Source organism: Methylocaldum sp. GT1BB, from assembly GCF_051027545.1.
Lineage (GTDB): Bacteria > Pseudomonadota > Gammaproteobacteria > Methylococcales > Methylococcaceae > Methylocaldum.
Window position 1 is genome coordinate 3,803,311 of record NZ_CP194902.1, and the last position, 18,625, is coordinate 3,821,935.

The window sequence follows — 18,625 nt, forward strand, 5'->3', positions numbered from 1 at the left end:
CTGCGGCATCCAGTGGATGCTACGCCAAACCGGAAAAGTTCTAGAGCAGGACCGCCGTGAACAAGTCTCCGGCGAACCGCGGTTACTGGACCAAAGCCAAGAGAACGCCGGCCGCCACCGCCGAACCGATGACTCCGGCCACGTTCGGCCCCATGGCGTGCATGAGCAGGAAGTTGTACGGATTACTCTCCTGCCCGACCTTGTTGGCTACCCTAGCGGACATCGGCACCGCCGAAACGCCGGCCGCGCCGATGAGAGGATTGACCTTGTTTTCGCTGAACTTATTCATCATCTTCGCCATGAGCACACCGGACGCGGTGCCGAAGCTGAAGGCGATGGCTCCGAGTACCAGAATGCCCAAGGTTTCCGGCCGCAAGAACTGCGCCGCGCTCAGTTTCGATCCGACCGAAAGCCCCAGAAAGATCGTGACGATATTGATCAGCTCGTTCTGTGCAGTCTTGCTCAAACGCTCGACGACGCCGCATTCGCGCATCAGATTGCCCAGGCAGAACATACCGATCAAAGGCGCGGCCGATGGCAGCAACATCGCGGTGAGGATCAGCAAGACCACCGGAAAAATGATCTTTTCCTTGCGGCTGACGATCCGAAGCTGCGCCATCTCGATCAAGCGCTCCTCGGACGTCGTCAAGGCGCGCATGATCGGCGGCTGAATCAGGGGCACCAAAGCCATGTAGGAATAAGCCGCCACCGCGATCGCGCCCAATAGTTCCGGCGCAAGCTTGGAGGCGACGTAAATCGCCGTGGGCCCGTCCGCTCCGCCGATGATGGCGATGGCTGCGGCATCCTTGAAAGAAAAGGTGAGGCCCGGAACCAGGTTCAGCGCCAATGCCCCGAACAAGGTTCCGAAGATGCCGAATTGCGCGGCCGCTCCCAAGAGCAGGGTCTTGGGGTTCGCCAGCATGGGCCCGAAGTCGGTCATCGCCCCGACGCCCATGAAGATGAGCAGTGGGAAAATTCCCGTTTTAATGCCGTAGTAAAGATACGACAGCAGCCCCCCCTCCTCTGCGATACCGGCTACCGGAATATTGCTCAACACGGCGCCGAATCCGATGGGAAGCAGGAGCAGCGGCTCGAAACCCTTGCGAATAGCCAGGAAAATCAGGAGAAAGCCGACGCCCATCATGAGCACCTGGCCAATCTGGAAATTGGACAATCCGGTGCTTTGCCAAAGCTGGATGAAACCCTCCATCGGTTACCTCATCCCAGGGTCAGCAAGACATCGTTGGCCGCGACGGTATCGCCGACCTTGACCGCGATGTGGCCCACCGTTCCGCCTACACGCGTGCGAACCTCGGTTTCCATCTTCATGGCTTCCATCACCACCACGACCTCGCTTTCCGTAACGGTCTGGCCTTCCTTGACGTTGATCCGAAGAATATGTCCGGCCATAGGTGCCTTCACCGCTTCCCCCGTACCGATGCGAACGGCGGGCTGCACGGTCGAACCCGCGACAGGTTGCACCGACGTGATGGCACCTCCCGGAGCGACCTCGACGTGATAAACCCTGCCGTTGACCGTGACGGTATAGGCCTTGGCCCCGTCCGAGAATGCCGCCGCCTGCGTAACTTCGGCTCTCGGAGCTTCGGACTTCGGAGTCTCTTCCGTTCCCGGCGCCGGCTCGAAAGCCGAAGGATTGCCGCGATTTTGAAGGAAGCGCCAACCGATCTGGGGAAAGAGCGCGTAAGTCAGCACGTCGTCCACTTCGTTTTCCGTCAGATTGACCTTGTGCTCGGCAGCCATTTTCCTGAGTTCCGCCGTCAGCTTGTCCATTTCTGGCTCCAGCAGGTCCGCCGGCCGGCAAGTAATCGGCTCGGAACCTTCGAGCACCCGCTGTTGCAACTCTTTATTGACCGGAGCAGGCGTCGCCCCGTATTCGCCCCTGAGCACGCCGGCGGTTTCCTTGGCAATCGTTTTGTAGCGCTCGCCCGACAGCACGTTGATCACGGCCTGGGTCCCGACGATCTGCGAGGTCGGCGTAACCAGCGGAATGAAGCCCAAATCTTCGCGAACCCTCGGAATCTCTTCCAACACTTCGTCGAAGCGGTCCAGAGCCCCCTGCTCTTTCAACTGGCTTTCCATGTTGGTCAACATGCCGCCGGGAACTTGCGCCACCAGGATGCGGCTGTCGACACCCTTCAGGCTGCCCTCGAACTTGGCGTATTTCTTCCGGACCTCGCGGAAATAAGCGGCAATCTCTTCAAGAAGGCGCAGATCCAGACCGGTGTCCCGCTTATGCCCCTGATAGGTCGCCACGATGGCTTCGGTGGGGCTGTGGCCGTAGGTCATGCTCATCGACGAGATCGCGGTGTCAACATTATCGATGCCGGCTTCCACCGCCTTGACGATGGCCGCAGTGCTGAGCCCGGTCGTCGCATGACACTGCATGTGAATCGGAACCTTGACGGCCTTTTTCAGCTTCTTGATCAGTTCCTCGGCTACATAAGGCTTCAAGAGTCCGGCCATGTCCTTGATGCAGATGGAGTGCGCGCCCATGTCCTCCAGGCGTTTCGCCAAGTCGACCCACATCGGGATGGTATGCACCGGGCTCACGGTGTAAGAGATGGTGCCCTGGGCGTGCTTGCCCGCATTGATCGTCGCTTTGATGGCTCTTTCGAAATTGCGCAGGTCGTTCAACGCGTCGAAGATGCGGAACACGTCCACGCCGTTTTCCGCCGCCCGCTCGACGAACTTGTCCACCACGTCGTCGGCGTAATGACGATAGCCGAGCAGGTTCTGCCCGCGCAGCAGCATTTGCAGTCGGGTACGAGGCAGCGCCTTTTTGAGCGCGCGCAAACGCTCCCACGGGTCTTCGCCCAAATAACGAATGCAGGCGTCGAAGGTCGCTCCCCCCCAGCTTTCGAGCGACCAGAAACCGACTTGATCCAACTTGTCGCAAATCGGCAGCATGTCCTCGAGCCGCAAACGGGTAGCCAACAGGGACTGATGCGCGTCGCGCAGAACGACGTCGGTTATGCCTAAGGGGTTAGCCATGGAACAAACTCCTAAGTTCTTCTCTGTATGTTATTGATTCTGGTACCGGTGAATGGCCGCCGTTATGGCGGCTACGATTTCGGATTGATCCGACTCGACATCCGGGGCCTGGACAGAAGCGCCTGGAGCGTGTTCCGGTTCGGGTACGTAGCGATTGAGCAATTTCGATGTAATACCGATTACCCAGACCAGCAACGCTAAAAAGAGATACACGATCGTCATGCCGATCAGCATGAGCTTGATACCGGAAAGCAGCAATTCGGCTATTGAATATTCCATGTCTCGCAAAAGCTTTGAGCAAACGGACGAATGATAATGTGCAAACCGGCGAAAGTCGAACGGGATTGTCACGGAATTGCAGCAACTCCCGAGTCCCGGAGCGCTTGACTGCACAGGGATACTCGGCCTTGCGAGCGAGGCGGGCTCGGGTGAGATTAATTCGCCGTAGGGCCGGCAGAACCGCCGCCGACGGCTTTCCGATTGCTACGAGAATTACGGATTTCGGCCATGGCCCTATCGGTCGCGCCGACCGAGTGCTATCGGCAGAGGTTGCTTGAACCCTGGTACCCTGCCCCGCTCGTCCTCCGGCCAGAAATTCCGGTTTAGACAGTTTGGATTATTTCGCCAGAGCCTTGCCGGAATGCGGTTTACCGTGGGTATGAACTGCCTTGTCGGAACCGGGTTTGCCGTGGGTATGCGCAGTTTCGTCGGAGGCCGGTTTGTCATGGGCATGCGCAGTTTCGTCGGAGGGCGGTTCGTCATGGATATGCACGGCCTCCTCGGAATCCGGTTCGCGATGAGCATCCAAAGCCATGTCCGAGCCGGCTGGGCGATGCTCGTGACCATCATCATGATGGTGGTCGTCTGCGACCTGTAAACTTTTTACCCCGACACCATGCTGGTAAACCATCAATCCTCCCAAGTCCGCGGCAAAAACGATGCCGGCGAGGATGATCGCTCCCAGGAACAAGTGTAAAGCCTGACCCATGGCGGAAAATCGTTCCCTACTGAAGAGGCGCCAAATGGCCAGGGTCGATGACAAACCTGCCACTGTCAATCCCAGCCTTTCATGCCATTCCATGATGTCGTGTACGGTGCTGCCGTGGGGAACGGTGTCTTCCGCGATCAAACCTGCGACAGCGGCCGCGATGGCGCCCAAAGCCCCCAAATAAAGCATCCAGCTTGCAGCATGCCGCAGACCCGGCTGTCTTAGCACCACGCCTATGAGCTCGAGCAGAAAAAAACCGGTCAGAAAAGCGATCGGAAAGTGGACAATTAGCGGGTGCCAATTGGTTCCCAGCGCCTCGATGCCGGCAAACGGATTGCCGGAAGATCCGGACTCGAGCGTCCGAGACACGGTGTCGAGCGCGCTCTCGACAACCATTAGGAATCCGCCGCCATTTCCGTCGCCGGCTCCGTGCACGGCGGGGGATATGAAGTGTCCGATCAAATCCGGACCTGGAAAATTGAACATGATCGCTTCCGAATACTGAGTTGAAGGTCAAATGGGGTCGTTGCCGAACTGTCGGAGACGTTTTCTTAGTCGCCCTTTCTTAAAACAAGTTTCGCAGAGAACGCCTGGAATCGAAACCGTACCCCACTTTCGCTTCGTTTTCCGTCCGCGATCTCCTTATCGATATGGAATCTGAAAAGCCCACACCGGGTATAACGTCGCGCTGGATCGCTCATCAGGTCAGGCCCGGCGCACCTGGGGCAATCAATGAACCGATGGCATACGTCACGATGCCGGCGATGCCGCCGATCAGCACCATGCGCAGACCGCCCAACAGAGCACTCCGGCCGGTGAAGAGACTCAAGCATGCCCCGATTGCAAACAAACTGACTCCGGCTGAGAGACCCGCGATCTGAACGCCTCTATGCATGTCGAACCCCAGGAGAAACGGGATGAGCGGGATGCTCGCGCCCCCTGAAAATGCCAGAAAAGAGAACAACGCGGCGCCCCAGGGCGAACCCAAATCGTCAGGATTTACGCCCAGTTCCTCGCGCGCCAGAAGATCCAGGGCGTTTTCCGGGTCGCTCATCATCTGTCGGGTGGCGCGGCGCGCCTGCTGCAAACTCATGCCGCGGGCCGCATAAATGACCGCCAGCTCCTCGACTTCTTCTTCCGGGAACATCGCGAACTCCGCCCGTTCGAGATCGATCTGGTATTCGAACAACTCCCGCTGCGACCGCATCGACACATACTCCCCCGCCGCCATGGACAAAGCGCCGGCCAACAAACCGGCGATGCCGGCCATCGCCACCATCCCGGTCCCCGTGCTCGCTCCGGCCATACCCAAGATCAAGCTGGTGTTCGACAACAGTCCGTCGTTGACGCCGAATACGGCCGCCCGCAGGTTGCCGCCGGCCACCCCTTTATGGCGCCGGCCTACATCTTCGGCGCTGGTGGGCATCGCATGGCGTGTCTCCAGCCCTTGGCCCGAATAGGCGGAAAGCCCCCGGATCTTCATGCTGGCCAGAACCGGGCGCAGGGCCTTCGGGCCGAACGCCCGAACCAGGCGGCCGATCAATCGGGCCCGCGGCGTCGGCTTGAAAGGCGGCAACGCGGAACCTTCCGCCTTCAAACGGCTCTCCCAAAGCGCAGCTTGAGTGTCGGCCTGTTCGGCGAGCTTGCGAAACAAACGCCGCATCCGGCGATTGTTCTCGGCGGCGGCGATCACGCGATACAACCAGGCTGATTGCTTTTCCTGAAACCAACTGTTGAGAAGGGACATGGGTCTGGAATGATGGGAATATCGGTGTGGGACGGGCGTCGGCGTAAAACCTTGTTCGTTGCACAGCCTCCATGGGCATAATACCGACTCTGAGGACGAGAAGACATCCGGGATGTATCTTCGTTTGAAGGCCGAGTCATCACTCGAGCTCAAGCCGGTCGATCGTCCCGATTTGAGTGCGGGATTCACAACAGGGAGACAAGAGCAATGAGCTTTACCGCAGACCAGATTCACGCCGGCCAGGCCGTCTATACCCGACCTATCCTGAAAATCTACGACCTTGCCGTGCTCGGGCTATCCAACCGACTGATTTGGAAGTGCCCAACTCAGCGACTCGTAGAGCATTACAACAAACACGTCACGGCGAATCATTTGGATGTCGGCGTCGGCACCGGCTATTTTGTGGATAAGTGCCGCTTTCCGATGCTGGTACCGCGCGTTGCACTGATGGACCTCAACGAGACCTCGCTGGATTTCGCCTCCCGGCGCATCGCCCGATATCAGCCGGAAACCTATGTCCGCAACGTCCTGGCACCCATATCCATCGACGAGCCGAAATTCGATTCGGTCGGGATCAATTACCTGCTCCACTGCCTTCCGGGGCCCATCGAATCCAAGGCGGTCGCTTTCGATCACCTCAAGGCGCTGATGAATCCCGGTGCGGTCCTGTTCGGTTCGACCCTGCTCCAGGGCGGCGTTCCGCGAAGTCGATTCGCGAAGCGCCTCATGGACATCTACAACAAGAAGGGAATCATGTCGAACGCGCACGACAGTCTGGACGGACTGAAGGCGGCGCTTAATCAGCGGTTTCGCGAGGTTTCCGTCGAGGTCGTTGGATGCGTGGCTCTTTTTTCAGGGCGCGCTTGGGGCTGATGGCGGTTGGCCATCTCTACCCTGGCGCGACGGGCAAGAAGGAGAGACCTAACTTCCGCCAGCGTAGCCCGGATGAAGCCTTGCTGAATCCGGGATGATCGGTGCTCCGACCTTCCCGGATTTCACTGCGTTGCATCCGGGCTACTTACTGAGTACTAGCGAGCACTCAACAGATCCTCGGCAGTTGTTCGCCGCTCGGAAGGTCGAGTACGCGGACGATGCCGTACGGGTTGCGCAGGCCGACTCGCCCTTCGCCCGCCGCGCCGACCCGCCCGATGAGAGACGCATCGCGCCCCAAAGGATGGGCGTGCAGCACATCCATCGCCCGGCCTACGGCGCTCGCCGGAACGAAAAGGACCATGCGGCCTTCGTTGGCCACGTAGAGCGGGTCGAAACCGAGGATTTCGCAGGCGCCCCGCACCGGCGTGGCGACCGGTATGGCGTCCTCGTTCAGCTCCATGTCGAACCCGGCATCCCTGGCTAGCTCCAGCACCGCCGCCGCCAACCCGCCGCGGGTCAGATCGCGCAGGCAATGCAGCTCGACGCCGGCCGCCAGCAATTGCATCACGAGGCCGGACAGGTCCGCGCAATCGCTTTCGACGGCGGTTTCGAAGCCCAGCCCTTCCCGCTCGGCGATGATCGCGACGCCATGGCGGCCGATGTCGCCGCTCAGCAGGATCGCATCGCCTTCCCGAATGCCGGCGGGGGCTATTTGCAGGTCATGTTCGATCAGGCCGATGCCGCTGGTCGCGATGTACAGCCCGTCCCCCTTGCCGTTTTCGACCACCTTGGTGTCGCCGGTGACGATCGCCGTTCCCGCCGCCTGCGCCGCGGCGTTCATGCTGGCCAGAACGCGCGCCAGATCATCGACCGGAAAACCTTCCTCGATCACCAGCGCGGCGCTCAGGAACAAGGGTTTCGCACCGCTCATCGCGAGATCGTTCAAGGTGCCGCACACCGCCAGCTTGCCGATGTCGCCGCCGGGGAAGAACAGCGGCTTGACCACGTAGCCGTCGGTGGTGAAGGCCAGCCGCTTGCCGCCCACGTCCAAGACCGCGCTGTCGTGGCGCTGGTCCAGGTGCGGGTTGGCGAAGGCCGGGCGCACCAGGCGCTCCAGCAATTGCTGCATCAGCCGCCCGCCTCCGCCATGGGCCATGACGATCTGGGCGTACTGGCCTATGGGCGCCGGGCAAATCAACCGGGTGTCGTCGCTCATGGCTTCAGGCGGCATCGCGGCGGTAGCGGTAATAAGCGGCGCAGGCGCCTTCCGACGAAACCATGGTTGCGCCCAGGGGATGTTCCGGGGTGCAGGCCGTGCCGAAGGCGGGACACTCGAAGGGTTTCAGCCGCCCGGTCAAGACCTCTCCGCTGCGGCAGGGACCGGCGCTGGCAGTCTTCCGAACAGATAGCTCGAAGCGGCGCACCGCATCGAAATCGGCAAACTCGGGACGCAGTCCCAGGCCGCTGTCTGCGATGGCGTCCAGGCCGCGCCAGCTCAGTGTGACGGGTTCGAAAACTTGCTCCATCAGCGCCTGGGCCGGTCGATTGCCCTCCCGGCTCACCGCACGGCCATAGCGGTTCTCAACTTCGGCGCGCCCCTCTTCCAATTGCTCCACGCAGCTCAGGACGCCGCGCAGGATGTCCAGGGGCTCGAACCCGGTCACCACGATGGGCGCGCGAAAACGGGCGGCTATGGGCTCGTATTCGGTGTAGCCCATCACCGCACAAACGTGGCCCGCCGCCAGCAGACCGTTGACCCGGTTGTCGGGCGCCGATAACAAGGTTTCCACCGCAGGCGGCACCCTCACGTGGGCGACCAGCAAGGAAAAGTTCTTGATTCCGAAGCGCTGCGCCTGCAACACGGCCATCGCAGTCGTCGGCGCGGTGGTTTCGAAACCCACGGCGAAGAACACCACCTGGCGCTCCGGATGTTCGCGGGCCAGATTCAGCGCATCCAGGGGCGAATAAACCATGCGCACGTCGCCGCCGCGGGCCCTGACCGTCAACAAGTCGTGTTGCGAACCCGGCACCCGCAGCATGTCGCCGAAGGAACAGAAGATGACGTCGGGCCGGGCCGCCAATTCCAGCGCCTGGTCGATGATGGCTTCCGGGGTCACACAAACCGGGCAGCCGGGACCGTGGATCAGGCTGAGCGACGGCGGCAGCAAGCGGTCCAGACCGTGCTTGACGATGGAATGGGTCTGCCCGCCGCAGACCTCCATCAGTGTCCAGGGCTGGGTCTGCCGGCGTGCGATGGCGTCGGCCAGGGCCTTGACCGACGCGGCGTCGCGGTATTCGTCAAGATATTTCATCGGTTATGCCCTCCAATGCGGCAATCTCCTTCAGCACCGCCTGCGCCTCGGCCTCGTCCAGGCGCGAAATCGCGAAACCGGCGTGAACGATGACATAGTCGCCAACTTCGGCTTCCGGTACATAGGCCAGGTTCACCACCTTGACCACGCCGCCGAAATCGACCCGACCGGATCGCAGCAAGGGATCGTCGGCCTGTTCGATGGAGAGGATCTGACCGGGTACGGCTAGACACATGTGAGAAGCTCCTCGGAAAATGTCGCGGCGGCGATCTGGCCCAGCGCCAGGCCGCCGTCATTTGGGGGTATCTGCTCCGGCCAGTATACCCGCAAGCCGGCATTGCGGAGCCGCTCTGCGCACAGCTCCAGCAGCAGGCGGTTCTGAAAACAGCCGCCGGCCAGGGCGACGGTGGAAATCGGTTCGGCAAGCGCGACGTCGGTAATGGCGGCCGCAAGGCTGGCGTGAAACCGAAAGGCGAGAACGGCCGCCGGCACGCCGGCCGCGTGGTCGTCCAACAGCGCCCGGAACAAGGGACGCCAGTCCAGCCGTTTCGGCTCGCCGTCGATCACGGGCATCGGATAAGTCGTCCCGTCGCCCTCCCCGCTTTGCTCCGCAGAGGCCTCCAGCGCCATCGCCGCCTGCCCCTCGAAGCTGACGTCCTGACACAGTCCCAAAAGACTCGCGGCCGCGTCGAACAAGCGCCCCGCGCTGCTGCACCCGGGCGACCGCGTGCCGGTCTGCAGCAGCCGCAATAACGCAGTCAGATCAGCCGGTTTAAACCGCGGTTCCAGCATGGCCGGCAAGTAGTCCGGCGTTTGCTCGCCGTGCAGGGCGTACAACACGCTTAGGGCCGATCGCCGCGGGTCCTTGATCGCGCGTTCGCCGCCGGGAAGGCACAGCGGCAGCAGGCCGGCGATGCGGCGATGACCGTCCGGGGCGATGCGCAGGAATTCCCCGCCCCACAGCGTGCCGTCTTCGCCCAGTCCCAAGCCGTCCCAGGTCACGGCCAGAAGCGGCGGCTTCAAACTATGCTCGGCCATGCAGGCCAGCGCGTGGGCAAGATGGTGAGGCACGCGCCGCAGCGGCAGCCCGGCGGTTTCGGCCCAGCGGCCGGCGGCGTAATCGGGGTGCAGATCGCATGCGACCGACCGAGGCGGACGGCCGAACAGGCACGGAAGCAGACCGGCGGTGGCGCGATGGCGATCCAGTGACTCCGCCGTATCGAGATCGCCGAGGTGCTGGCTCAAGATCACGCGCCCGCCGTCCGCATAGGCAACCGTGTTCTTGAGATGCCCTCCGGCGGCCAGGATCGGCGGCGTATCCGCATCCAGAGTCACCGGGCGCGGCACATAACCTCGGGCGCGTCGCAACATCAGGGGCTTTCCGTCGGCGATGCGAAGCACGGAATCGTCCAAAGGCTGCCGTATCGGCCTGTCGTGCACCAGGAAACCGTCGGCCATGCCGGCCAGGCGTTGCTGAGCCTCCTCGGGCGCGATGCAGATCGGTTCGTTGCCCCGGTTGCCGCTGGTACAAACCAGCGGCGCGCCGAAATCCCGCGCCAACAGATGGTGCACGGGCGAGGCCGGTAGCATTAGCCCCAGGTGATTCTGCCCCGGCGCAATGCCGGATGCGATCGACCCGGACGCATCGCGGCGGCGCAGTAGCACGATGGGCGCTGCCGATGACGTCAGCAGCCGCGTTTCAGCGTCGGTCACATCGCAAAGCTCGCGTGCCGCCGCGAGGTCAGCCACCATCAGCGCCAGCGGCTTGTGGGGCCGGTGTTTGCGTTCGCGCAGACGCTGCACCGCTTTTTCATCCGCCGCATCGACCAGCAATTGGAATCCGCCCACCCCTTGAAGCGCCAGCACCTGTCCCTGCCGCAAGCGCTCGACGGCTTGCAACATCGCCTCGTCGCCATGCGCTAGCGTGCGACCGGCGGCGTCCCATAGAGCCAAAGTCGGGCCGCAGTTTGGACAGCAGGTGGTCTGGGCATGAAAACGCCGGTCCGAAGGATCGCGGTATTCCTCGATGCACTCGGCGCAGAGCGGAAAGCCCGCCATGGCGGTACGCTCCCGGTCGAACGGCAAGGCGTCCAGGATGCTGTAGCGGGGGCCGCAGTGGGTGCAGCTGACGAAGGGATAACGGAATCGGCGGTCGCCGGGATCGAACAGTTCCCGAAGACAGTCCGGGCATGGGGCCAGATCCGGCAGAGCGAACGGAGCGACTGCGCCATCCGCACGGCTCGCCGCGACCCGGAAATTTCGCTCGCCGACGGCGGGAACGCTTTCTACGCTGCAATCGACGATGTCGGCCTGCGGCGGGCATTCGCGCTTCAGACGGATTTCGAATGCCGCCAAAGCCGGCGCGTCGCCTTCCGCCTCGATGATGACCCCTTCCGGGCCGTTGGATACCCGGCCGGCCAAGTCCAGTTCCCGCGCCAGGCGGTACACGAAAGGCCGCATACCCACGCCCTGCACCAGACCGCTCAGCGTCAGCCGCCGGCGCTGCCGTCCGGCCTCGGCGGCAACGCTCAAATCCGCGCCCGAATCGCCGCGGCCTGACGCTCCAGTCCCGCCAGTCGTTCGGCCAACAGCGCCTTGCGGCGTCGTTCCAGCCATCCGTACCACTGGTCCATCCCTTCCCCCGTAGTGGCCGAAACACGGATCGTTTCCACGTCCGGATTGACCTGCTGCAAATAGCCGAGGCAGCGCTCGATGTCGAAACGCAGATAGGGCAACAGATCGATCTTGTTGATCAGGACCAGATCGGCGCGATGGAACATATCCGGGTATTTCAGCGGCTTGTCCTCGCCCTCGGTGACCGAGAGGATGACCACGCGGGCCGCCTCGCCCAGATCGAACATGGCCGGACAGACCAGGTTGCCGACATTCTCGATGAACAGGATGCCGTAATCGGCGGGCTTGAGATCTTGCACGCCATGGCCGACCATGTGAGCGTCCAGATGACAGCCCTTGCCGGTGTTGATCTGCAACACCGGAACGCCGGTGGCGCGTATGCGCTCCGCATCGTTCTCGGTCTGCTGGTCGCCTTCGATCACGCTGACGTCGAACCGCTCCTTAAGATCCGCGATGCTGCGCTCGAGCAGCGTGGTCTTGCCGGACCCGGGGCTCGAAAGCAGGTTCACGGTGAGAATGCCGTGGCCTTCGAAAAATTGCCGGTTGCCTCGGGCATGGGCGTCGTTGCGGCCGAGAATGTCCTGTTCGATGCGAACGATGCGCTCCTGGCTCAGACCGTCGATACTCAGTCCGGCAGCGCCTTGGCCGTGGTGATGATGGTGATGACCATGGTCATGGCCGTGATCGTGGGTATGCTCATGCTCCGAATCGTGGGCGTGAGCGTGATGGTGCTGATCGGCTTCGCCGCAGCCGCAAACGGTACACATGCTTATTCCACCTCCAAATCGAGAATTCTGAATTCCTCGCCCCCGGTCACTTTCAGGCGATGCCCGCCGCATGCGGGACACGGGTCGTAATATTGCGCGATTTCCACCGTACGATCGCAAGCAAAACACCAGGCCAGGCCCGGCGTATCGATGAATTCCAGTTCCGCTCCTTCGGCGATCGTATCCAGGCTCACCGCTTCGAAGCCGAAGCCCAAGGCTGCACGATCGACCCCCGCGAGAGGACCGACCAACAATCTGACCTTGCGCACCCGCGCAAAGTGCTGCTTGCCCGCTTCGGTCTCCAGGATATCGACGATGCCTTGGCAGAGGGAGAGTTCATGCATAGCGAATAGAAAACAATAACCTGATGAAGCAAAAAACGAAGCCCTGAAAAACCTCGACCCATGGGGAAAGAATTCTACTCGCACACGGCCGCTTTGACAGCGGCCATCGCTTGAGACAGAGGTTGCTCGTCTTTTTTTCCGGAGTTCGCCCGTCTTATCGAGCAGGGGACATATGTCCAGATTGACGCCGCCCTTCCCTAGGCGGTGCGTTGACGACGGATTAATTCCAAATCGCTTTCAATAAGGCATTAATTTTTGTAGGGTGGGTTAGGCCGCGAGGCCGTAACCCACCGAGCGACCTCGAATCGGTGGGTTACGCTGCGCTAACCCACCCTACGATTAATGTTCACTCGAATGCCGAATGGAATAACGCATCAATCAGCTGCGGGCCAAATCCGAATCCTTCCCCCGGCTCAGACCGACCCAACCCAGCTGGGCGCTGCCCATCAATATCGCGGCGGGAAGTGGCGCCGGGAAGGCGCACGGGAAGCGTAACCGACACGGCGTCCAGTCATTTGCGGGAGCCATGCCGGCGTGCTGAGCGAAGCGGCGTACGTAGGCGTGGCGGACGCATGAAGGTCGCGACTAAGAGCCTATCCCAGTAGGCCGTTCGCCCTGAGCTTGTCAAAGGGTTTCTAGAGCCTACTGGGATAGGCTCCAAAACGGCGTTTGCGATTGGATCGAACGCGGTCCGCCGAACCCACTACTCGTCGCCACAATTGAATCCTTTTGGTGACCCGGATGTCTCAAAAGGTTTTCCTTAAAAATGGCGACGCAATCGGGTGAGTAGCACGGCGCGGTGTTGACCGTCGATCACGCCGTCGGCCGCGATTTGGCCGGCATCGTTGATGCCCTCGGCACGGCTGTCGCGCCCGCCGAGCGTGCCGAGATCGGTCATCACGCCATCCACCGTGACGAAAGCATGGCCCTCCTCGCTGGCAGTCTCGGATCCTCCCGCCACCCGTCCCGCATCGTTGATGCCGATGGTATGGCTATAGGTCCCGCCGAGGGTGCCGAGATCGGTAATCGAGTAGCGAACTGCCGCGTGAGCGTTTGAAGCGAGCCCCATCGCGGCTAGAACGGTCAACGCCTGGAGGGACGGCTTTCCGGACCAGGACCGGCCATTTCCGATCGCGTGTTTTTGTGCTTCCATGATTGCGAATACTCCTTATTGCAGAGATGCCGCGAGAGCGGCGGAAGAACGCCGAAGAATTCGGGGTCACATTTCCCATCGGCGTGGAGGAGCGCGCCCCGCCGTAATCCCGAAACCGTCGCCGAGGTTACGTAACCCCCGCGACAGCGCCATGACATGGCTGGCCGAAAATGTAACGGCAAGATCCATACCGTTCAACCCAAAAACCGCAATTGAATCTCCGAAATGCCCGCAATGTCACATCGGCCGCTCCATCCCCTCTTGAATCCTTCGGTCGACATGGGACGAACGGCCATTGGTCCAAGTTGTTCGGGGCGAGCAGGCCGGACGCTGGTCTCGACCGGCCGAAGGATCGAGCCCGGGCAACGTCGAAAGACGCGATCGACACGCTCAGGTTCAAGGTTTCCTTCCAGCGGATACGGTTACCCCTCCGCGGGCGACGCGGGGCGCTCGGCCCGTTCCAGAATCAATCGAAAATCGACGCAAGGATCGACGACATGCAGAAAAGCATCGATCCGAGCCCCGGCCGAATCCGCATCGCCGACCGTCGTGCCCAGTAGCGCCCGATACACCAGGCCGCGCGGATGAAAATTCCACTCGGTGGGCGCCAGGATGCGATAGCCGCGGACGAGACCGCCGGCTACCTCGACGCGGTGCATCAGCCGGCCGCGTGCCGCTTCCGTCTGCGCCACGCCGGTGCCGTGTCTGGGTAGCGGCGACGGGTCGGAGCCGATCGGACCGAGATGTTCGATATCCCGGATCAGCGTCCTCGCCAGGCATTTCAGTTCGACGATCCTCGCGAGCATGCGGGTGAACAAGCCGTTCCCGTAAACCGAGGAGGCTTCCCGTACCAGCCGATCGGAACTTTGGCGGACCAGGCAGCCGGTCTCGCGCGGCTCGCCGGTCCATTCGGGGGAGTCGGAATTCACGCGCGCCACTCCCGGCCCCAACGCTGCTTCCAGCATCGCGTCGGTGAACATCGGAAGCCCTTTCACGGAACAGCGGCCGAAATCGGGCCAGCCGGGCTGTAATGCGGGTCGCATCCACGCCACTGCCGCGCATGTATCGTGCTCCAGCCAATGCCGGACCGCTTCCAGGTCTGGCTGCGGCGTATGCCACAGACCGCCCAGCAAATGACTCACTAGAGCCTCGAGCTCGGTCGCCCCGACACGTAATTCAGCGGCATTCGGTTCGAAAGGCGCTGCCGGCCAGTGCACGGCATCGCCTCCGAGTGCCGCGATCAAACGCCGACACAGGGTGATCAAACGGGGCGGCCAAGGGGAAATTCGTCCGTCGGACGCCAACAGCAGATTCAGACTCAGTTCGCGAACCCGCTCCACCGTGGTCTGCAAGTCCCTAAGCCGCTCCAGATTCGGCGATACGGAAATATCCAGCGCATCTTCCAGCGCCCTAGCCGCGGCCTTGGCGTGCGCCTTCGGGCAGAGGGAAAACAGCCGCCCGAAGAGCGTGGGCACCGCTTCCGGCGGTTTGCCCAGCGCCAGGCGCTCGACCGGAAGGAGCGGCCTCGGCGTGATGCTCACGGACACGATCGTTTCGGAGGAAATGCCGCAGCGAATCAGCAGTTCCGCGGTGCCGATGTTAGTGCTCAACGGCCACCCTAGAGCAACGGTGAATCACGACCGCGCGACGGTTCGGCTATCAATAAAAACGACCGTATCAGCGCTGATCTCCCGAACAGTCGTAGGTCGGGAATCCTTTCCCGACGCAGCAGGTCGGCAAGCGGGTATTCGTCGGCAAAGGATTGCCGACCTACGAGAATCCCGGCGCCGCACGGTAAAATCCGCTAAACCTCCGAGCACGGCAGAAAGCCCGATTTCGCCCCGTCGCAACGGGGACAGCACCAGTTTTCCGGCAGGTCGGAAAAGGCGGTGCCGGGCGGAATCTGCGCCTGCACATCGCCCTCCTCCGGATCGTAGACGTGCCAGCAGACGCGGCATTCGAAGCGCGTTGCATCGGCCACGATCAGCTTTCCTTCAGCATCGCCAGCAGTTCCTCGATCCACTGCAGCGAATCCTCGAAATCCTCCTGGGTAGCCTGCGCCGCTTGCGGAATCGGGGTGATTTCCACGGTATTCAGGATCATTTGGTCGCTGGCATTGAAATACTGGACCCACCACACATTGGGCAAGCCCGTCAGACGGATGCGGCAGTCGCCGTAACCCTTGGACAATATGGACACGCCGGCCAGTCCCAGCACTTCGACCAGATAAGCCAGGTCGTTTTCGGTCATCGGCAGCAGCGACAGATTTATGACCTCGCTTTGTCCTTCCTGGAAGGCGACCGATTTGGCGAACAGCTCCGTCAATAGCGAAGGCGCGTTCATGAGGCCGTCCGGGAAAGACCGCGGCCGTTCGACGCCGGCCGTGTACGTTCCGGCATGCCGCAACACCGACGGAACCGAGCCGACTTCGAGATAGTCCCGAACGGTTCCTCCGGCGCGGAATTCGCGCAGCCGCCAAACCCCGATGAACACCGACTCGCGTATCGCCCAGCGCACATCGTCAGCATCGATCAAGGCGCTGACCTCCCCGTCGCCCAACACCTGGTCGAGAAAACGGCGGGTTTCTTCGTCGTACGAATCGAGATGGATGCGGTCCGAATCGATACCGTTCAACTCGGCGGACAAGCACTCGGCCAATCGGCGCACGACGGCGATGCCGGCCTGGCAGGCGGGAATCTCCCCCGGCAGCGGCATCGAAAAGCTGTGCATGCCTTGCGGCATCGCGAGATAGCCGCATTCGGGATCGTCAAAAGGCGTGACCGGCGCGGCGTTCTCGGTGGCCACCGGGCTGTGCTGTTCGAGCATGGTCATTAACCCTCCCCGTCCAGCCATTGCTGGATCTGACTGTGATAATCGGTCCAGGCTTGTATGCGTGCCATGATCTTGGATGTCTGGCCGTCGTTCAAGAATACCAGCGCGGGATAGACCGCAACGCCGTAGTCCCGGGCCACGGATACAACGGCCTCGGGTTTCAAGACCGCCGCTCGCAGCGACGGAAACGCGCGCAGCAGTTCCGGAAGAACCACGGCGAGATCGGCGTTCTCCGGATGGGCTTTGGGGTCGTTGAAAAAACCGACCAGGCATTGCGGATGCGCCGCGGCGAACTCGGCCAGGCCCTCTCTATCCACCAAGTTAATGGCCGGGCTGCCCGAAAGCCGATCGAACATTTCCGCCAGGGTCATGTCGGCTCCCGCAAGAAGTCGGGTAGCTGAGGCTCCCGATCCACCAGGTCGGCGAAGGCCGCGGCCGGGTCATAATGGCCGGCCATGGCGTCGCGGAGTCCCGCCAACGCGGCCTGAATTTGCGCGGCGCGCTCGGGCTCGAGAACCTCTCGGGCCGCGCCAAGAAACGTCAATACCCAGGTACCCTCCGGCTGCGATCCAACCAGACGCATGTCGACCATTCCCTCACCGTCGGCGCCCTTGCACCACGCCTGAAACGGTTCCGCTCGAACGACTTGCATCGGAACGCCTATGCACATCTCAGTCGCTCCGCAGTGCCAGAAAGCGTTCATCTCCGACTCGACAGGCCTCCCCTGCCGATGGACGCCGAGCCTCGTAGGCCGCCATGCCTAAGGGATCGGAATCCGGCCCCGCCTGCGTCCGCTTCTCGACAACGATGTCGAGTTCGGCCAGATACTGGAGGATGCGGGCCATCGCCGGTTCCAGCATGGCCTTGACCGGCTCGCTGAGACTGCCGCCGTAATCCTCCAACACGCAAGGCTGAACGCCGACGAGGTACAAATGCCGCGGCGTATGGCCGAGCAGTTCGCCCAAGGCCAGCACCTCCTGAAAGGAGACCTGATGCAGGCTCATCTTCTTTGCTCCCAAATAAGCCGGCACCTCTGCATCGCGCAATTCCACCAGCGTCCCCGGATCGCATTTGAAATCCACGGCATCGGCGATGATCAGCGTATCGGCTTCCTGCACGTAGGGCAGCAAGGCCAATCCCTGGGTGCCGCCGTCCATCAGCCGCACCGATTCGGGAAAGTCGTAGTTTCGTTGCAGCGCCTGCACGACACGCACCCCGAATCCCTCGTCGGCCCACAGTACATTGCCGATGCCGAGAATCAGAATCCGGTTCATGGCCTATCATCCCGGAAATTGCGCCAGCCGTCGATCATCGTGCCGGTCATGGATTGCCGCGACAGCCGTTGTTCGCGGATGACGACATAGACGTGGATCAAGGCGAACACGACCAGATACCACATGCCCACATGATGCCAGGTATGAACGTCCTGGCTCTGGCCGAACAGCGGAATCACCCAGCCGAACCAGCGGCTGGCCCAGCTCCCCTGCCCCAAGCCTTCGCCGTACAGCGCGAAACCGGTCACAATCATGAACAACGCGCCCAGCACGTAGAACACGAACATGGCCATGTTGGCGAGAGGATTGTGGCCCGCGTGCTTGCGCGGTTCCGGCACCAGAAACAGATACCATTTGATTTCGTGCCAGAGGCCGTCCCACCATTCGGCGCGGTGTATCGCCGGCACGAACAGCTCGCGCGCATACTGGTTGCCGACCAGCGCCCAGTAGACGCGGCCGATGAAACCGACCGCCAGTACGTAACCGGCCGCGAAATGCACGAAGCGCACATAGCCCATCAGATAGTGCTCGCTGGCTTCGCCATCCGGAGCGACCAAGGGCGAAGCGATCAAGTAACCGGTAACGGCGAGCACCACCAGGGCCAGCGCGTTTACCCAGTGCCACAGGCGCACCGGCCGTTCGTAGACATAAACCGGGTTCTGCACCGAATCGATAGCGGACATGGTAGC

At 61.9% G+C, this 18,625-nt stretch carries 20 protein-coding genes; 1 reads left to right on the plus strand and 19 read right to left on the minus strand.

Translation table 11 applies throughout. The annotated features are described in order from the left end of the window. Positions 1-82: 82 nt before the first annotated feature. The 5 genes from ACR2TX_RS18325 to ACR2TX_RS18345 all read right to left on the minus strand — a co-directional run bounded on the left by ACR2TX_RS18325 (position 83) and on the right by ACR2TX_RS18345 (position 5,747). Positions 83-1,210, minus strand: coding sequence for a sodium ion-translocating decarboxylase subunit beta (locus tag ACR2TX_RS18325; RefSeq protein WP_077732261.1), 1,128 nt, complete (start codon positions 1,208-1,210; stop codon positions 83-85). 8 nt (positions 1,211-1,218) lie between these two features. After that, positions 1,219-3,012 (minus strand): sodium-extruding oxaloacetate decarboxylase subunit alpha, encoded by a 1,794-nt coding sequence (oadA, locus tag ACR2TX_RS18330; protein WP_347258624.1) that lies wholly within the window; start codon positions 3,010-3,012, stop codon positions 1,219-1,221. A 30-nt stretch (positions 3,013-3,042) separates the two neighbouring features. Next, positions 3,043-3,291: an OadG family protein gene (locus tag ACR2TX_RS18335; protein ID WP_077732259.1), complete on the minus strand. Its 249-nt coding sequence runs from the start codon at positions 3,289-3,291 to the stop codon at positions 3,043-3,045. 337 nt (positions 3,292-3,628) lie between these two features. Beyond that, positions 3,629-4,486, minus strand: a complete 858-nt coding sequence (locus ACR2TX_RS18340) for a DUF2231 domain-containing protein (protein WP_156880868.1) — start codon at positions 4,484-4,486, stop codon at positions 3,629-3,631. Between the two features lie 214 nt (positions 4,487-4,700). Next, positions 4,701-5,747 carry a VIT1/CCC1 transporter family protein gene (locus tag ACR2TX_RS18345; RefSeq protein WP_077732257.1) on the minus strand — a complete coding sequence of 349 codons (1,047 nt, stop codon included), beginning with the start codon at positions 5,745-5,747 and terminating at the stop codon, positions 4,701-4,703. Between the two features lie 207 nt (positions 5,748-5,954). Between ACR2TX_RS18345 and ACR2TX_RS18350 the strand changes: the two genes are divergently transcribed. Then, positions 5,955-6,620: a class I SAM-dependent methyltransferase gene (locus ACR2TX_RS18350; RefSeq protein ID WP_077732256.1), complete on the plus strand. Its 666-nt coding sequence runs from the start codon at positions 5,955-5,957 to the stop codon at positions 6,618-6,620. Between the two features lie 166 nt (positions 6,621-6,786). Here ACR2TX_RS18350 and hypE read toward each other — a convergent pair whose 3' ends face one another. From hypE to cybH, 14 genes are all read right to left on the minus strand, one after another. After that, the gene (hypE, locus tag ACR2TX_RS18355) at positions 6,787-7,836 is read right to left on the minus strand and encodes a hydrogenase expression/formation protein HypE (RefSeq protein WP_077732303.1); all 1,050 of its coding nucleotides are present in this window, start codon (positions 7,834-7,836) and stop codon (positions 6,787-6,789) included. A 4-nt stretch (positions 7,837-7,840) separates the two neighbouring features. Next, positions 7,841-8,932, minus strand: coding sequence for a hydrogenase formation protein HypD (gene hypD / locus ACR2TX_RS18360; RefSeq protein WP_434130467.1), 1,092 nt, complete (start codon positions 8,930-8,932; stop codon positions 7,841-7,843). Beyond that, the gene (locus ACR2TX_RS18365) at positions 8,919-9,167 is read right to left on the minus strand and encodes a HypC/HybG/HupF family hydrogenase formation chaperone (RefSeq protein ID WP_077732254.1); all 249 of its coding nucleotides are present in this window, start codon (positions 9,165-9,167) and stop codon (positions 8,919-8,921) included. The genes hypD and ACR2TX_RS18365 overlap by 14 nt, the downstream gene beginning before the upstream one ends. Beyond that, entirely contained in the window at positions 9,158-11,464 is a 2,307-nt protein-coding gene (gene hypF, locus ACR2TX_RS18370; protein ID WP_434130468.1) for a carbamoyltransferase HypF, read from the minus strand. The genes ACR2TX_RS18365 and hypF overlap by 10 nt, the downstream gene beginning before the upstream one ends. After that, positions 11,461-12,333: a hydrogenase nickel incorporation protein HypB gene (gene hypB, locus ACR2TX_RS18375; protein WP_086133397.1), complete on the minus strand. Its 873-nt coding sequence runs from the start codon at positions 12,331-12,333 to the stop codon at positions 11,461-11,463. Before hypB ends, hypF begins: the two co-directional genes overlap by 4 nt. 2 nt (positions 12,334-12,335) lie before the next feature. After that, positions 12,336-12,677 carry a hydrogenase maturation nickel metallochaperone HypA gene (gene hypA / locus ACR2TX_RS18380; protein WP_086133398.1) on the minus strand — a complete coding sequence of 114 codons (342 nt, stop codon included), beginning with the start codon at positions 12,675-12,677 and terminating at the stop codon, positions 12,336-12,338. A gap of 760 nt (positions 12,678-13,437) precedes the next feature. Further along, positions 13,438-13,830 carry a hypothetical protein gene (locus tag ACR2TX_RS18385; protein WP_434130469.1) on the minus strand — a complete coding sequence of 131 codons (393 nt, stop codon included), beginning with the start codon at positions 13,828-13,830 and terminating at the stop codon, positions 13,438-13,440. Positions 13,831-14,252: 422 nt separating this feature from the next. Continuing rightward, on the minus strand, positions 14,253-15,440 hold the full coding sequence (locus ACR2TX_RS18390) for a nickel-dependent hydrogenase large subunit (protein WP_077732675.1): 1,188 nt from the start codon (positions 15,438-15,440) through the stop codon (positions 14,253-14,255). Between the two features lie 194 nt (positions 15,441-15,634). Continuing rightward, positions 15,635-15,811 (minus strand): rubredoxin, encoded by a 177-nt coding sequence (locus ACR2TX_RS18395; protein WP_240502670.1) that lies wholly within the window; start codon positions 15,809-15,811, stop codon positions 15,635-15,637. A gap of 2 nt (positions 15,812-15,813) precedes the next feature. Beyond that, on the minus strand, positions 15,814-16,662 hold the full coding sequence (locus ACR2TX_RS18400; protein ID WP_168175550.1) for a hydrogenase expression/formation protein: 849 nt from the start codon (positions 16,660-16,662) through the stop codon (positions 15,814-15,816). Further along, the gene (locus ACR2TX_RS18405; RefSeq protein WP_077732677.1) at positions 16,662-17,033 is read right to left on the minus strand and encodes a hypothetical protein; all 372 of its coding nucleotides are present in this window, start codon (positions 17,031-17,033) and stop codon (positions 16,662-16,664) included. Before ACR2TX_RS18405 ends, ACR2TX_RS18400 begins: the two co-directional genes overlap by 1 nt. Further along, entirely contained in the window at positions 17,030-17,365 is a 336-nt protein-coding gene (locus ACR2TX_RS18410) for a HypC/HybG/HupF family hydrogenase formation chaperone (RefSeq protein ID WP_346425860.1), read from the minus strand. Before ACR2TX_RS18410 ends, ACR2TX_RS18405 begins: the two co-directional genes overlap by 4 nt. Beyond that, a complete protein-coding gene (locus ACR2TX_RS18415; RefSeq protein WP_077732679.1) occupies positions 17,334-17,936 on the minus strand; it encodes a HyaD/HybD family hydrogenase maturation endopeptidase in 603 nt (200 codons plus the stop codon). The genes ACR2TX_RS18410 and ACR2TX_RS18415 overlap by 32 nt, the downstream gene beginning before the upstream one ends. Then, positions 17,933-18,619: a Ni/Fe-hydrogenase, b-type cytochrome subunit gene (cybH, locus tag ACR2TX_RS18420; protein WP_077732680.1), complete on the minus strand. Its 687-nt coding sequence runs from the start codon at positions 18,617-18,619 to the stop codon at positions 17,933-17,935. The genes ACR2TX_RS18415 and cybH overlap by 4 nt, the downstream gene beginning before the upstream one ends. Positions 18,620-18,625: the final 6 nt, after the last annotated feature.